This is a genomic window from Streptomyces sp. NBC_01298, assembly GCF_035978755.1.
Taxonomy (GTDB): Bacteria; Actinomycetota; Actinomycetes; order Streptomycetales; family Streptomycetaceae; genus Streptomyces.
The window spans coordinates 741251-756012 of sequence record NZ_CP108414.1 but is presented as its reverse complement, the minus strand read 5'-3'; the positions used below and the strand labels follow the sequence as shown (position 1 = coordinate 756012).

The window sequence follows — 14762 nt, the reverse complement described above, 5'->3', positions numbered from 1 at the left end:
GCAACGCACGGTGTTCGGAGGGGGAGTTCGGTGAGCGGAGTACGCAAGGGCCTGGCCAAGGTGGAGATCGCGCTGCGGTGGGATCCCAGCCCGGCGGGAGCGCCCGTCCACGACCTCGACCTGCTCGCCGCGGTCTACCCGGCCGCGGACCCGTACGGGGAGCCCGTCCACCTGGTGCACTTCGGCAGCCGGTCGCCCGACGGCACCATCACGCTGAACCGGGACAGCAGGACCGGGCTGGGGCTGGGCTTCGACGAGGTCATGACCCTCGAACTGACGCGGATCGCCGACGCGTCGAACCGGGTCGTGGTGGGCGTGGTGATCCAGCGGCCGGGTGGCGGACCGGCGCTGACCTTCGCCGAGGTCGCGGGCAAGGGGCTGCGCATCCGGGAGGGCTACACGGATCTCGCCGTGGACGACCTCGCCGGCTTCGGCGCGGCGAGCGCGGTCACGGTCGCCGAGTTCACCCGCGACGCCGACGGGGTCTGGTCGATCGACCCGACGGTACGGGGCTTCGACGCCGACCCTGAGGAGTTCGCCCGGGCGATGGGCGCCGCCCGGAGCTGAGCCGGCCGCACGGGTAGGCGGCAGCCGCACGGACGGCCGCACGGACCGGTCGGCGGTCACTCCGCGAAGGAGTGCCCGCCGTCCGGTCCGGGGGCTGCGCTGCCACCGTCCCCACGAGGCAGCGCGAGCGGGTCACCGTCCGGTCATCGTGGACGGCGGCCCGCTGGTTCGGGGGGCCCGGTTCAGGGGCCCGGTTCAGGGGCCCGGGCCGCTTCGGGCGGGGCCGCGCTCAGCACCGGCAGCAGGCAGGCGTCGACGAACCGCACGAGGTACTCGGCGTCGGCGAAGCGGCCCTCCAGTACGGGCCGGATGCGCAGCACGCCCATCAGCTGCGCGGGCAGGAACTCCACGGCGGGGTGCCCGGGAGCGAGCTCGCCCCGGTCCACGGCCCGCGCCACGATCGAGTCGAAGGCCGCCAGCTCCGGCTCCACCAGCGCCTCGCGCAGGGCCGCCTTCAGGTCCTCGTCGCTCAGTACCGCGTGCCCGACGGCCTGCATCAGCCGGGTGTCGCGCCCCGAGGTGCAGGCGGCGATCCGGGCCGCCTCGCGCAGGTCGCCCGCCAGGGTTCCGGTGTCCACCGCGGCGAGGGTCCCGCGCCGGTCCGCCCGCAGGGCGGCGGCGACGAGCTGCGGTTTGGTCTTCCACTGCCGGTAGAGCGTGGACTTCCCGCAAGTGGCCCGGGCCGCGATCTTTTCCATGGTCAGCGCCTCGTAGCCGTCCTCGCGCAACTGCTCCAGCACGGCGTCGTAGAGCTGCTGCTCCCGCTCCGGTGTGATCTTGGAGCGGCGCGCGGGGGCCGGAACGGCTTCCGGCGTCGGCGACGTCATGGGGCGGCTCTCCTCGATGGTGCGTGTCACGTCCTGCCGTGCGGCGATATCTCGGTCGCGGCGGGGCGTTCTCTAGTGAAAGTCTACGGGATCGCGAGCGTATCGATACATTCTCGTATCGATACGAGAATGTATCGATACACTGGTGTGTCGATTGTGAGTCATGAAGCCGTGTACAGGAAGCGAGACCGGGGGATGACCTCCCACACCACACCCGCCGGGGCCGGTACGGGGCGGGGCGCCCGCCGCCGCCTGATACGCGAGCTGCTGCTCGTCCTGGGCCTCTTCGCCGTCTACAAGTTCGGCCGTACGCTCGCGACCGGACGCACGGACGAGGCCTTCCGCAACGCCGCGCGGGTCTGGGACGCCGAGCGCGCCCTGCACCTGCCCGGCGAAGGCCTGGTCCAGCGCCTGCTCCTGCACGGCGACGCCCTCGTGCACACCGCGAACACCTACTACGCGGCCGTGCACTTCCCCGCCACCGTGCTCTTCCTGGTCTGGCTCTACCTACGCCGCCCCGCGCACTACCTCTGGACCCGCCGGGTCCTGGCCGTCCTGACCGGCGCGGCGCTCGTCATCCATCTGGCCTTCCCCCTCGCACCCCCGCGGATGCTGGGAGCGGCGCACCTGATCGACACCGGCCAGGTCTACGGACCGACCGTCTACGGGGCCGCGCCCGCCGCCGACACGATGGCCAACCAGTTCGCCGCGATGCCCTCGCTGCACTTCGGATGGGCGCTGATGCTGGCCCTCGGCATGATCGCCGCGACCTCGTCGCGGTGGCGCGCCCTGTGGCTGCTGCACCCGCTGGTGACCCTGCTGGTGGTCGTCGGCACGGCCAACCACTACTGGCTCGACGCGGTCGTCGCCGCGCTGCTCCTCGGGGCGGCCCTGTGGCTCGTCCCGCGCCCGGTCGCCCGCCCGCTCGCCGCCGGCCCGCTCGCCGGCCGGTCGCTCGTCGCCCGGCGGAGCGTGCCGGGCGGGCGTCCGGCACCGGCACCGGCACCGGTGCCGGCTCCCGCGGGTGCGGGTGCGGGCATGGTCAGACCCGCCGAACCGGTGGAGCCCGTAGGAGCGGTGGAGCCCGTAGGAGCGGTCCGGTGAACGCCACGCTCCTCGCCGTCCTGCTCTGCCTCGCGGCGGCCGTCACCTACGCGGCCGCGGCCGTCGCCCAGGAACGCCTCGCCCGCCGCGCGGTCGCCCGCACCACCGCCGCGCTGTTCGGCAACGGCGCCTGGTGGTGGTCGGCGGGCCTGAACGCCGCCGCCGCGCTCCTGCACGCCGCCGCGCTGCGGTACGGGCCGCTCACCCTGGTCCAGCCGCTCGGAGCGCTCACCCTCGTCGCCGCCGTACCGCTCGGTGCGCGCGGCGCCGGGCGGCGTGTCGTGGCCACCGAGTGGCGCGGCACCCTGGCCACCGTCGTGGGCCTCGGCCTGCTCCTGGTGCCCGCCTCCGGCCCGTCCCCCGACGAGACCCTGACCCTGGCCGAGGCGCTCGCCGTCTCCGGAGCCACGGCCGGGGTGATCATGCTGCTGACCGCGCGGCGCGACACCCGCTCGGGGCTGCGCCACGCGACGGCGTCCGGGCTGGCCTCCGCGGCTGCGTCCGCCCTGACCCAGACCGTGGCCGTGGCGGGCGGCCGGGGCGGTTCCCTGCTCAGCGTCCGGGTCGTCTCGGTGGCGCTGCTCGTGGTGGTCTTCGCGGTCGGCGGGATGCTCCTGTCCCAGCGGGCCTACCGGGGCGGCCTGGGAGCCCCGCTCGCGGTGGTCAACCTGACCAACCCGCTGGCCGCGGCCGCGATCGGCATGATCCTGCTGGGCGAGCGGATCCACGGGGGCGCGTTCGGGGTCCTGCTGGCCGTGGCGGGAGCGCTCGCGGCGGCCCGGGGCGTGCTGCTGCTCACGCGGGCACCGCGGCAGACGGCGGCCGTTCCGGCTCAGGCCGCGCCCCAAGCCGTAGCTCAGGCCGCGTCGATGGCCCGTGTGGCAGCATGAGCCGCATGGCTGCCGACGACGGTTCGTTCCTCTCGCTGCGCTCCAAGGGCTCGATCCTCTCCATCGGTTCGGTGGGCTCGATCCTCTCCATCGGGTCGGTCGGCAGCGTGCTGTCGGTCGGCTCGATCGGCTCGGCCCTGTCGGCGGCCTCGGTGGGATCCGTGCTGAGCGCGGGCTCGTTCGCCTCCGCCCAGTCGACGTGGTCGGTGCTGTCCTGGCGCTCCCGCGGCGGATTCCTGGCGCCGGGAGTCGCAGGAGCCGCGGGAGCCGCGGTGCTGGGCCTGGTCGCGATCGCCCTCCTCAAGCCGGCCCCCGGGTCCCGCGGGTCCGTCTGAGAACCGTTTCGCCTGTTCACGCGTCTCCTCCTGTGAGACCTGAACGGACATCGCGCGCACGGCGAGGCGCGCACAGCGAAGCGGAGCGAACGGGCATGGGCATCATCGGCTGGATCATCCTCGGACTGCTGGCGGGCGGGATCGCCAAGGTCCTGCTGCCCGGCCGTGACCCGGGCGGCCTGATCGGCACGACCCTCATCGGCATCGCCGGCGCGTTCACCGGCGGCTGGCTCTCGGCGAAGTTCCTGAACCGGTCGATCCAGAACGACTTCTTCGACCTCGCGACCTGGGGCTCCGCCATCGCGGGCTCCCTGGTCCTGCTGGTCGCCTACCGCCTGATCTTCGGCAACTCCCGCGACTGACCGGCGGAGCGGCGGGCCGGGTCAGACCTCCATGTAGGCCACGGTGCCGGTACGCCGTGCCACGTCGATCTCCCGCAGGCGGGCGAAGTTCGAGGGGGTCATCAGCGCCTCCCACTCCCGCACCGAGTGGACCCGCACCTCGCTGTGCTCCTCGGGGTCCAGGACGATGGCGGCGATCTGTTCGTCGGTGAGGGTGCCGCCGTCGAAGAGGAAACCGATGTGGTTCGCGGGCCAGGCCTCACCCCGGTCGGCGATGAACTGCGTGCCCAGCAGCTTCCGCTCGCCCTCGAAGGCGATGCCCGTCTCCTCCAGGCACTCCCGGAGCGCGCACTCCCACGGGGTCTCGCCGTGGTCCATGTTCCCGCCCGGCCACTGCCAGAGCTCCGTGGAGTACGTCGCGCGGAGCTGCACCGGGCGGCCGGCGGTGTCGGTGAAGTAGAGGCAGGCGTACGAGGTCGCCGCGGGGATGGTCTTGAGGTACTCGGCGGGCGGGAGCCATGCGGACACCGTTCCACCTCCGTCCGGGCCTCGGCCCCTCGGCGACATCGGGCAGGCTCACTACCCAGACCGGGTACGGTCCACTCCGGATGCAGCCGCGTCCGGAGCCGTGCCCGCGTCCGGAGCCGTGCCCGTCCCCGGACCCGTGCCCGGACCCGTGCCCGTGATGTCCACGTCCCGGTACGGGTACTCCGGCGTCGGTGGTGGCGCCTACGATGACCGGCCATGGACAGCAGTGAGGCCGGCAGACGGTTGATCGACGGGCGCTTCGAACTCGCGCGGCCCCTGGGCAGTGGCGGGATGGGGACGGTGTGGCGCGCCCGCGACATCGCGCTGGACCGGGAGGTCGCGCTGAAGGAGGTGCGGCCGCCGGACCCGGCGACCGCCGCCGCGCAGCCCGGGCTCGTCGTCCAACTGCGCGAACGGGCCGTCCGGGAGGCCCGGGCCCTCGCCCGGCTCGCCCACCCGAACGTGGTCACCATCCACCACATCGTGGAGCCCGAGCCCGGCTCGGACGGCCATCCGTGGATCGTGATGGAGCTCGTCAGGGGCGGCTCCCTGGCCGACCGGCTGGAGGGCGGGCCGCTGCCGGTGGCGGACGTGCTGCGCCTCGGGCTCGACCTGCTCTCCGCGCTGCGGGCCGCGCACGCGGAGGGGGTGCTGCACCGCGACGTGAAACCGGCCAACGTGCTCCTGCGCCCCAACGGCTCCGCCGTGCTCACCGACTTCGGGATCGCCGCCCTGCACGGCGCGACCGGGCTGACCTCGACCGGTGCCCTGATCGGCTCGCCGGAGTACATAGCCCCCGAGCGGGCGCGCGGCGCGGAGGGGCTGGCCGCCTCCGACCTGTGGTCGCTCGGGATGCTGCTCTACGTGGCCGCCGAGGGGGTGCACCCGCTGCGCCGGGCCACCAGTCTGGCCACCGTGGTCGCGGTGCTCGACGAGCCGATCCCCGCGCCGGTCCGGTCCGGCCCGCTGGGACCCGTACTGGAACGGCTGCTGGTACGGGACCTGTCCGTGCGGCCCGACGCCGAGGAACTGGAAGCGCTGCTCCGCGGTGCGAGCAGTGCTCTCGGCGGCGCCGCCCCGGCGGTACCGCCGGTGGCCCCGGGCGGCTTCGGCAGCTTCGGGCCGGCGACCCCGGCCCACGGGCACGCCATGGGCTCCGCACCGGTACCGCTACCGACGCCGCCGCCGACGCCGTTCGTCCCGGGCGCGGGCAACCCCTACGCCTCCACCGTCCCCGTGACCTTCACGGCGCCGCCGGTCCCGCGTCGGCGCCGCCGTCCGGCCCTGCTCGCCGGGCTCCTCGCGGTGGTCCTGGCCGCAGGCGTCGTCGGGCTCGTCAACTGGCTGCCCGACGGGAACGACGGCGGCTCCACGGGCAAGGGCGCGGACGTACAGCCCTCGCGCACCCCGTCCGCGTCCGCATCGGCCTCCCCGGCCCAGGGCACCGCCGTGGCCCTGACGCCGGCCCCCACCCCCAAGGCGAGCACGCCGAAGCCGGCCGCCCCGCCCCAGGGCGGCATGATCACCCCGGCCGGCATCCGTACCGCCATCGCGGCCTTCAAGCAGCAGGCGGGCACCACCACCTTCGTCGACATGAGGGTCTACGACGAGTACGTGCTCGCCGACATCCCCACCGCACCCGGAGCCAGGACCGTCGACTCCTGGCAGTACCGCGGCGGCGTCGCCAAGCGCACCGGCCCGGCCGGCACCGTCAAGGACGAGCTGATGGACATGGCCGCGATCGACTGGGACCGCCTGCCCGCCCTGATGGACCAGGCGAAGAAGGAGCTCGGCGTGGAGATCCCGAGCTCGCGCTACCTCAACGTGTCCCCCTGGCTCGGCGCTCCCGCGATCCGCCCGTACATCGACGACCCGTACGGGCAGGGCGGTTACGTTCTCGCGGGCACCGACTTCAAGATCAAAAAAGTCTACGGGGGCTGACGCGGAGCCCTTCCGTGCATGCTTGGATAGCGGGACTGTCCAAGGGGGAGGGCTCAACGGATGCGGCTGGCGGAGCTGAGCGAGCGCAGTGGCGTTTCCACGGCGACGATCAAGTACTACCTGCGCGAAGGCCTGTTGGCGCCGGGCCGCCGGGTCAGCGCGACGACCGCGGACTACGACGAGGGGCACCTGCGGCGGCTGCGGCTGGTCCGTGCCCTGATCCAGGTCGGCGGGATCGCGGTGGCCACGGCCCGGGAAGTGCTCGCGCACGTGGACGACGAGTCCCTGGGGCGGACGATGCGGATAGGCGCCGCACTGTGGGCCCTGCCGCAGGGGCCCGAGCCGGACGGCGAGGACCCGGCGGTGATCGCCGCACGGCGCGAAGTGGACCGGCTGCTGGAGATGCTGGGCTGGTCGTCGGCCCGGGAGGTGGGGGAGCTGTCCCCCGTCCACCGCTCGCTCGTGTCGGCGGTGGCCGCCCTCCTGCGGCTCGACTATCCGTGGGACGCCGAACTGATGGCCCCGTATGCCGAGTTGATGCACGGGGCGGCCGTACGCGACTTCGACTTCATGGAGACGTACCCCTCCGAGGAGGAGAAGGTCGAGACGGCGGTGGCCGCGGTCGTCCTCGTCCAGCCGGTACTGAAGGCCATGCACCGGCTGGCACAGGAGGAGGAATCGGCGAGGCGGTACGGGCTGGACTGAACCGGGGCCGTGGGGCGGGCACCCGCGAAGGAAGATCACTACTCTGCACCAGTGATCCCACCCGTCACCACGCGACGCGGCCCTCCGGGGGCCGGGTCGCCGAGAACGATCGGAGCTCCCGATGCCGCAGATCACCGTCGACTATTCGGCGAACCTGTCCGACACCTTCGACCGGCGCGGATTCGCGTCGGCCCTGCACGCGTTGACCGTGGAGGTCGCGGCCGCCACCGTCGCGAACTGCAAGACCCGCTTCCGGTGCCTGGAGGAGGTGTACGTGGCCGACGGGGCGCCGGGATCCGCGCTCGTCCACGTACAGATCGGCCTGCTGGCGGGCCGGACCGGGGAGGTTCAGGCCGAATTGAGCGAGGCGGTGCTCGATCTGCTGTTCAAGCACCTGTCCACCGGGGCGGACGGGGCCGGTCCCGTCGTGCACGCATCGGTGGACGTCGGCGAGTTGGGAGCGGCCTACCGCAAGCTCGTTCAGTAGGCGCCGTTGACGTTGTCGATCGAACCGTAGCGGGCCGCCGCGTAATTGCAGGCGGCCGTGATGTTGGCGACCGGGTCGTAGGAGTCCATCGGGGTGCCGGGCACGTGATAGGCCTGGAAGGTCGGGTCGATGACCTGGAGGAGCCCCTTGGAGGGGATGCCCGCCGCGGCGTTGGAGTCCCAGTTGTTGATGGCCAGTGGATTCCCTGAGGATTCGCGCATGACGTTGCGGTGAATTCCGTCGTAGCTCCCGGGAATTCCGTGCTCCGCCATGACGTCGAGCGACTCGCGGATCCAGCCGTCGAGGTTGTTCGCGTAGCCGGTGGCCGCCTTGGCCGCGGCCGGGGCGGCGGCGGGAGCGGCTGCCGTGGTGAGGTTCAGTTTCAGGCCGGGGCGGATGGCCGAGGGGTTGGCGCCGACGATGCCCTTGTTGGCCTCGTAGAGCTTCTGCCAGCCGCCGCCGATGGAGTGCTCGGCCGCGATCTTGCTCAGGGTGTCACCGCTGACCACCGAATACGTCGTCGGGGCGATGGCCGTCTCGGCCGCCCCGGCCGTGGTCGCGCTGATCAGCGGGAGGGCCAGCGCCGCGCTGCCCGTACCGGCGAGGGCCAGGTTGCGGGTGAGTGCGTGGTGCTGCTTCGGCCGGCGGTGCTTTCCCTGTGCGGGCATGGCGGAATTCCTCACGTGGGGGACGGAAGAGCCCTGGCGGAGGCCGGATTCGGCAGCTGACCGCCTGGAATGAGGTGACCGTAGGCGAGGCCTGCGGGCCGGAACAAGACACGAATTCGACCGGGAGATCAACTTCCGGCATTCCGGCCGGTGGGTGACCTTGAAAAGATCTCCGGGAATTCGCGAATATCCAACCGGGAAAAGGGAATCGCCCCTCGTGGGGAAATGATGTTGACGCCGTCGGCGTGACTCACATCACGGGCCGGCGGCCGGAAGCTCAATTCGGGCAAGTCGCCCGTCGCCGGGGCCGATTCGGGCGACCCGCCCGTTGGCGGCGAATCGCCCATCCCGGGTCAATCGCCCCTTGTTCTCGGGCGTGCCGTCCTCGGCCGCCGCCGGGGCGCCGTGGCCGAGGATGGAGCCATGACAGGGGACGTGGGCGGGATCGCCGTGAGCAAGCAAGATCTTCGTGAGGTCACCGCGTTCGCCGCGGCGTGTGCGGAAGCGGTGCTCGACGTGTTCGAGGGCGACCGGCGGGACGACGTGCGGCCTCGAGAGGCCATCGCCGCCGCGTGGGAGTTCGCGCGAGGTGGTGAGCGGGGGAAGGCCCTGCGCGACACCGCGTGGGCGGCACTGAAGGCGGCCCAGAGCGCCGACACGGCCGCCGCGCGCGAGGCGGCTCGGGCGGCGATGTCCGCGGCGGGCGCCGCCTACCTGCATCCACTGGCCAAGGCCACCCAGGTCAAGCACATTCTCGGAGCCGGCGCTCACGCCGCCAGGGCGGCCGAGCTCGTCGCCGACGACGATCGGAGCGTGGGTGCCGCGTACGTCGAGCAGGCGGTGCACCGTGCGACACCGGTGGTCGTCGACGTGCTCGGACGCTTCCCGGCGGCGCCGAGCGGCGGTGGACGGGTCGGTGAATTGATCCGGATGCTGGACGACGGCCTTCGTTCGCTCACCCTCGACGAGTGACTCCGGCGGTGCGGGAGGCGCCGCGGGCGCCCGGGACCGGCTGCGCGGCGTGCGCCGTCGCGGCCGGTGTCCCGGGCCGGGCCCCGAGGTGCGGCGCCGGCCGGGGGCGGGTCAGGTCAGGCGCGACAGTTCCCGCAGCGCCGCCGCGACCGATTCCGCGCCCGCGGGCAGCAGGGGGAGGCGTACGGCAGGGGTCGGGATGCGGCCCTGGGCGTACAACACCCCCTTGATCACCGCGGGATTGGGCTCGGCGAAGAGGGTCGCGGAGAGCCGGGCCAGTGCGTGGCCCAGGGCGCGGGCCCGGTCCGTTTCGCCCGCCCGCCAGGCGGCCGCGAGCTCGGTGAACCGCGCCGTGGCGAGATGGGCCGAGGCGAGGACCCCGCCCGCCGCGCCGAGCGCGAGCAGGGGCGACAGGAACGTGTCGTCGCCGGCCAGCACCGCGAAGCCGTCCGGAAGATCGCCGAGCAGCGCCACGGCCTCCCCGTCGAGCGAACCGACGGCGTACTTCACTCCGGCCACCCCGGGCAGCGCCCCGATCTCCCGCAGCAGGGCCGCGTCCAGCGGCTGCCCGGTGCGGTACGGGACGTGGTAGACGATCAGCGGTACGGGACTCACCCGCGCCAGCCGCTCGAAGTGCGCCAGCACACCGGCGGCCGCCGGCCGTACGAACGCGGGCACGGTCACCAGCGCGGCCCGCACCTCGGGCCACCGCTTCAGCCGCCCGAGCGACTCCTCGGCGGCCCGCGTCCCGCTCGCCCCGGCGCCCACCACCAGCGTCGCCCCGCGCTCCCGGCACACCCGGGCACAGACGTCGGTGACGAGGTCGCGCTCGGCCTCGTCGAGGGCGGCGGGCTCGCCCGTGGTGCCCAGGGCCACGATCCCGGTGGCTCCCGCGTCGAGCACCTCGTGGGCGAGCGCCTCCAGGGCGTCGGCCGCGACCTCGCCGTCGGCGGTGAAGGGGGTGATCAGCGGTACGTGGATCCCGTGCGGCGCATACGTGGTGGTCATGGGTCGAGCCTGGCGGTCCCCGAGCATCGAATCCAGTTCGCGTTTCTTACCAGAACCGTAAGCTGATCCGATGCTCGATGTACGACGCCTGCGCCTCCTGCGCGAACTCGCCCACCGGGGGACCATCGCCGCGGTGGCCGAGGCCCTCTCCTTCAGCCCTTCGGCGGTGTCCCAGCAGCTCTCGGTCCTCGAACGCGAGGCCGGTCTGCCCCTGCTGGAGCGCACCGGCCGCCGGGTCCGGCTCACGTCCGCCGGTCAGAACCTGGTCCGGCACGCCGACGCGGTGCTGGAGCTGCTGGAGCGGGCCGACGCCGAGCTCGCGGAGGCCCGCGGCGGACTGGCCGGAGCGCTGCGGATCGGCTCCTTCCCCACCGCGACCAGGGCCGTGGTCCCCGCCGCCCTGGCGGAGCTGGCCCGCCGGCACCCTGGACTGGAGCCGATGGTGTTCGAGACCGACCCGGCGGCGGTGGCGGACGGGCTGCGCGCCGGGGACCTGGACGTGGCCCTGATCCACGCGTACGACTTCGTCCCCGCGCCACAGGAGCCGGGGCTCGCCACGCGGCCGCTCTACCGGGAGGCGATGTACCTGGCGACACCGGAGCGGGCGGCGCCCGGCGGAGCGGGGGAGAGCCCCGTGGGCCCGGGGCAGCGCGCGTTGCTCCGTACGCATGCCGACGCGCCCTGGATCACCGCCACACCCGGCACGCTCTGCCACGCGATGACGGTACGGGCCTGCGAGGACGCCGGGTTCGAGCCGAGGATCCGCCACCAGGTGGACGAGTTCGCCACCGTGCTCGCCCTGGTCGCGGCCGGCCAGGGGGTGGCCGTGGTGCCCCAGCTCGGGATCACCGCGGACGCGGATCCGGCCGTCGCGCTCACCCGCCTGGTCATGGAGCGCCGCACCAACGTGGCCTTCCGCAGCGGCGCCGCCGCCCACCCCGCCGTGGCCGCCTTCGACGCGGCCCTGCGGGCCGTGCTGCCGCCCGAACTGTCAGGGTCCGGGCAGCGGGTCTGAGGCGGTCCCTCGGATACGGTCCCTGGGATCAGGCCGACCGTGTACCCCTGAACACCGGGCTGTGGCGCAGCTGTTGCGCGCACCACCGGAAGTGCCCGTCGCCCTCGTCCAGGCCGAAGAGGTCGTAGGTCGTGAGGGCGTACGCCGTCCGGTAGGTGGCGAGGGTCGCCCGCGGGTACCCGAGCTCCTCGGCGAACAGCCCGGTGAGTTCCGCGGCGTGTTCCTCGGCGTGCGGCCCGTACATGTCCCAGACGGCAGCCGTCACGGCGGCCTCGAAGGCCGGGTCGCCCGCGGTGGTGCAGAAGCCGAAGTCGAGCACGGCGACGGGCCGGCCGGCCGCGTCGGTGTGGATGTTGGGCGGGACGAGGTCGCCGTGGATCGCCGTCACCGGGGCGTCGGGGAGCGAGAGCAGCGCCGCGCGGGTCCGTTCCACGCCCGCCTCGAAGTCCGGTACGCAAGCGGCCAGGGCGCCGCCGTGCCGGGCCGCGGCCCGCCGGACCAAGGCCGCGAGCGCCTCGCGGAAGGAGTCGTGATCCCGCCACAGCGGACGGTCGTCACCCTGGACGGTCAACCGGCGCATGGCCTCGGTGCCGGGAACGGAGGCCAGGCCGCGAAGGACCGCGAGCAGCGCCTCGCTCTGGCCGGCGGGCAGCTCCCGCTCGTAGTCCGCGTGTGCGGAGTCCACCCTCATCGGGTCACCGGGCAGCTCGCGCTCATACGTCACCAGGACGCCCTCGTGGTCCTCGACGTCGAAGATCTCCGGCGTGGCGAAGGGCAGGCGGCGGCGCGCCAGGTCCGCGTACACCTGGCGGGTGAGATCGAGACCGGCCGGCGGCCTACCGCTCCAGACCTTGGCGGCCCGGCCCCCGCCCAGCCCGTAGACGACGCCCTCGGACCCGGCGCCGATCCGGTGGACACCCGTATGCCCGCGATCGGCGAAGTACGCGAGCCAGGGGTCGCGGGGCGGAGCATCGGCCTTCGGGTGGTGGTTGTCCATGGGCGCATGAGACCAGCGGCGGCGCCGGCCCCACACGGGTTTTCGGTGCCCTGCCCGGCACCGCGCCGGACCGCGCGGCACGGCGCCGCCACGGCGCCGGCGCAGCGCGCCGGGACGCGGGGCAACTCCCGCGGGCGGGACAGCGCGTGTACGTTGGCCGGACCGGCGGAACCTCTCGGGACCTCCGGTTTCAGGCGACTTACCGTAGACAAGACCGTGATCGAGATCGGGGTAGCACGTGACGCATCGCGTACGAGGGGTCATCGCCCGGAGCAAGGGCGCACCGGTGGAGACCACGACGATCCTCGTGCCCGACCCGGGCCCCGGCGAGGCGCTCGTCCGGGTCCAGGCCTGCGGGGTCTGCCACACCGACCTGCACTACCGGGAGGGCGGGATCAACGACGAGTACCCCTTCCTGCTCGGTCACGAGGCCGCCGGGGTCGTCGAATCGGTCGGCCCGGACGTCACCTCCGTCGCCCCCGGCGACTTCGTCGTCCTCAACTGGCGCGCGGTGTGCGGCAGTTGCCGGGCCTGCAAGCGCGGCCGCCCCTGGTACTGCTTCGCCACGCACAACGCCACCCAGCCCATGACCCTGGAGGACGGCACCCCGCTCTCCCCGGCCCTCGGCATCGGGGCCTTCGCGGAGAAGACCCTGGTCGCCGCCGGCCAGTGCACCAAGGTGGACCCGGCCGCCTCGCCGGCCGCCGCCGGGCTGCTCGGCTGCGGGGTGATGGCCGGCCTGGGCGCCGCCCTGAACACCGGCAACGTCGGCCGCGGCGACTCCGTGGCCGTCATCGGCTGCGGGGGAGTGGGCAACGCGGCCGTCGCGGGGGCCAAGCTGGCCGGAGCCTCCCGCATCATCGCCGTGGACCTCGACGACCGGAAGCTGGAGTGGGCGCGCGGACTCGGCGCCACGCACACCGTCAACGCCGGTACGCAGGACGTGGTCAAGGCCGTCCAGGAGCTGACCGGCGGCAACGGCGCGGACGTGGTCATCGAGGCCGTCGGACGCCCCGAGACGTACAAGCAGGCGTTCTACGCACGCGACCTGGCCGGCACGGTGGTGCTGGTCGGCGTCCCGACGCCGGAGATGAAGCTCGAACTCCCGCTCCTGGACGTCTTCGGCCGCGGCGGCGCCCTGAAGTCCTCCTGGTACGGGGACTGCCTGCCCGAGCGGGACTTCCCGCTGCTCATCGACCTCTACCTGCAAGGCCGGCTCGACCTCGACGCGTTCGTCTCCGAGCGGATCGCACTGGACGATGTCGAGGCGGCCTTCGCGCGCATGGAGCGCGGCGAGGTACTGCGCTCGGTGGTCGAGTTCTGAGCACCCACGGACCCGTGACCGCCGAAGGATCCGTGACCACCGAAGGCCCCGTGACCACCACCGAAGGCCCCATGTCCACCGAAGTGCCTCCGGCGACCGAGGGGCCGCTGACCGCCCGCGAACCTATGGCCGACCCGGCCACGGCGCACGCCGCCGCCCGCGCGATCGCGGCGGCGGCCCTGGGGCGCGATCCCGGCCCCATGGCCACCGCCGCGAGCGGCTCCCACCACGTGTACGTGGGCCCGGACGTGGTCGTGAAGGTCATCGATGCGGCCTCCCACACGCGGCTGAACCGGGAGATCGCGCTCGCGCCCCACCTGCCCGCCGGACTCACGGCCCCGCTGCTCGACAGCGGGACCCACCGGCTGGGGGCGGGCGACCTCCGCTATGCCTGCTACACCCGCGTGCCGGGAACGGCTCCCGGCATGGGCATGCCCGGCGTGGACGCGGCGACCGCGCGCGCGTTGGCTGGGGAGGCGGTCGAGCGGCTCGGCCGACTCCACGCCTGGGTGCCCGAGGGCGACGCCGACCGGACGCTGAGGGAAACCCTCGATCACGGAGGGTTCACCGGCCGGGCCGCGTTCCTCGCCGAGATCGAGGGCCTCGCCGAGCGCGACCGGCACGAAGCCGTACCTCCCCGCCTGCTCGACGGGCTGCGGGCGATCGCGCGGGACGCGCCCCCGCAGGCCCGTACGGCCGTCCCGGTCCACGCGGACTGCCACTGGGACAACTGGCTCGCGCACGGCCGGAGCGTGACGGCCCTGCTGGACTTCGAATGGGCCCGCCTCGGGGATCCGCTCGACGACTGGTTCTTCCTGATCCGGTTCAGCGGCCCGCACATGGAGAGCGTCCTCGACGTCGTCGCCCGTGCGACGGACACCTCTCCGGACACCCTTCGGGCAGGCTGCGAGGTCCGCGAAGCGACCCACCTCGCGGCCGACCTCCGCGTCGCACTGGAACGCCCCGAGGTCCACGCGCGCATGGCCGCGGACCGGCTCCGCTCGCTGGAGGAGCTCATCGTCGGCCGCTACTGGTGGCGCGACGCCCGCTGAA

At 73.6% G+C, this 14762-nt stretch carries 17 protein-coding genes; 12 read left to right on the top strand and 5 right to left on the bottom strand.

Features of this window, described 5'->3' with window-relative positions; translation table 11 throughout:
- Positions 1-30: 30 nt before the first annotated feature.
- Positions 31-567, top strand: a complete 537-nt coding sequence (locus OG730_RS03330) for a TerD family protein (RefSeq protein ID WP_327302715.1) — start codon at positions 31-33, stop codon at positions 565-567.
- A gap of 182 nt (positions 568-749) precedes the next feature.
- Here the strand turns inward: OG730_RS03330 and OG730_RS03325 are convergent, their stop codons facing one another.
- Positions 750-1394, bottom strand: coding sequence for a TetR/AcrR family transcriptional regulator (locus OG730_RS03325; RefSeq protein WP_327302714.1), 645 nt, complete (start codon positions 1392-1394; stop codon positions 750-752).
- 195 nt (positions 1395-1589) lie between these two features.
- Between OG730_RS03325 and OG730_RS03320 the strand changes: the two genes are divergently transcribed.
- The 4 genes from OG730_RS03320 (at position 1590) to OG730_RS03305 (ending at position 4085) form a co-directional block, all read left to right on the top strand.
- A complete protein-coding gene (locus OG730_RS03320) occupies positions 1590-2498 on the top strand; it encodes a phosphatase PAP2 family protein (protein ID WP_327302713.1) in 909 nt (302 codons plus the stop codon).
- Positions 2495-3388 carry a hypothetical protein gene (locus OG730_RS03315; protein ID WP_327302712.1) on the top strand — a complete coding sequence of 298 codons (894 nt, stop codon included), beginning with the start codon at positions 2495-2497 and terminating at the stop codon, positions 3386-3388. The genes OG730_RS03320 and OG730_RS03315 overlap by 4 nt, the downstream gene beginning before the upstream one ends.
- A gap of 5 nt (positions 3389-3393) precedes the next feature.
- Positions 3394-3723, top strand: a complete 330-nt coding sequence (locus OG730_RS03310; RefSeq protein ID WP_442814812.1) for a hypothetical protein — start codon at positions 3394-3396, stop codon at positions 3721-3723.
- A gap of 95 nt (positions 3724-3818) precedes the next feature.
- Positions 3819-4085: a GlsB/YeaQ/YmgE family stress response membrane protein gene (locus tag OG730_RS03305; protein WP_327302710.1), complete on the top strand. Its 267-nt coding sequence runs from the start codon at positions 3819-3821 to the stop codon at positions 4083-4085.
- Positions 4086-4106: 21 nt separating this feature from the next.
- Here OG730_RS03305 and OG730_RS03300 read toward each other — a convergent pair whose 3' ends face one another.
- The gene (locus OG730_RS03300) at positions 4107-4592 is read right to left on the bottom strand and encodes an NUDIX domain-containing protein (protein WP_327302709.1); all 486 of its coding nucleotides are present in this window, start codon (positions 4590-4592) and stop codon (positions 4107-4109) included.
- Between the two features lie 216 nt (positions 4593-4808).
- On the opposite strand from OG730_RS03300, the gene OG730_RS03295 reads away from it, so the two are divergent.
- The 3 genes from OG730_RS03295 to OG730_RS03285 all read left to right on the top strand — a co-directional run bounded on the left by OG730_RS03295 (position 4809) and on the right by OG730_RS03285 (position 7725).
- Positions 4809-6533, top strand: a complete 1725-nt coding sequence (locus OG730_RS03295) for a serine/threonine-protein kinase (protein WP_327302708.1) — start codon at positions 4809-4811, stop codon at positions 6531-6533.
- A 60-nt stretch (positions 6534-6593) separates the two neighbouring features.
- Positions 6594-7238 (top strand): MerR family transcriptional regulator, encoded by a 645-nt coding sequence (locus OG730_RS03290; protein ID WP_327302707.1) that lies wholly within the window; start codon positions 6594-6596, stop codon positions 7236-7238.
- Positions 7239-7359: 121 nt separating this feature from the next.
- Positions 7360-7725 carry a 5-carboxymethyl-2-hydroxymuconate Delta-isomerase gene (locus OG730_RS03285; RefSeq protein WP_327302706.1) on the top strand — a complete coding sequence of 122 codons (366 nt, stop codon included), beginning with the start codon at positions 7360-7362 and terminating at the stop codon, positions 7723-7725.
- Here OG730_RS03285 and OG730_RS03280 read toward each other — a convergent pair.
- Positions 7719-8393: a LysM peptidoglycan-binding domain-containing protein gene (locus OG730_RS03280; protein WP_327302705.1), complete on the bottom strand. Its 675-nt coding sequence runs from the start codon at positions 8391-8393 to the stop codon at positions 7719-7721. The genes OG730_RS03285 and OG730_RS03280 overlap by 7 nt on opposite strands.
- Before the next feature lie 423 nt (positions 8394-8816).
- Here OG730_RS03280 and OG730_RS03275 point away from each other — a divergent pair, with 423 nt between their 5' ends.
- Entirely contained in the window at positions 8817-9365 is a 549-nt protein-coding gene (locus tag OG730_RS03275) for a putative immunity protein (RefSeq protein ID WP_327302704.1), read from the top strand.
- A gap of 111 nt (positions 9366-9476) precedes the next feature.
- Here the strand turns inward: OG730_RS03275 and OG730_RS03270 are convergent, their stop codons facing one another.
- A complete protein-coding gene (locus OG730_RS03270) occupies positions 9477-10373 on the bottom strand; it encodes a dihydrodipicolinate synthase family protein (RefSeq protein ID WP_327302703.1) in 897 nt (298 codons plus the stop codon).
- A 70-nt stretch (positions 10374-10443) separates the two neighbouring features.
- Here OG730_RS03270 and OG730_RS03265 point away from each other — a divergent pair, with 70 nt between their 5' ends.
- Positions 10444-11388, top strand: coding sequence for a LysR family transcriptional regulator (locus tag OG730_RS03265; protein ID WP_327302702.1), 945 nt, complete (start codon positions 10444-10446; stop codon positions 11386-11388).
- A 28-nt stretch (positions 11389-11416) separates the two neighbouring features.
- Here the strand turns inward: OG730_RS03265 and OG730_RS03260 are convergent, their stop codons facing one another.
- Positions 11417-12385, bottom strand: coding sequence for a phosphotransferase family protein (locus tag OG730_RS03260; protein ID WP_327302701.1), 969 nt, complete (start codon positions 12383-12385; stop codon positions 11417-11419).
- 238 nt (positions 12386-12623) lie between these two features.
- Here OG730_RS03260 and OG730_RS03255 point away from each other — a divergent pair, with 238 nt between their 5' ends.
- Positions 12624-13709 (top strand): S-(hydroxymethyl)mycothiol dehydrogenase, encoded by a 1086-nt coding sequence (locus tag OG730_RS03255; RefSeq protein WP_327302700.1) that lies wholly within the window; start codon positions 12624-12626, stop codon positions 13707-13709.
- Positions 13710-13741: 32 nt separating this feature from the next.
- Complete coding sequence (locus OG730_RS03250; RefSeq protein WP_327302699.1) at positions 13742-14761, top strand: phosphotransferase family protein; 1020 nt, start codon at positions 13742-13744, stop codon at positions 14759-14761.
- Position 14762: the final 1 nt, after the last annotated feature.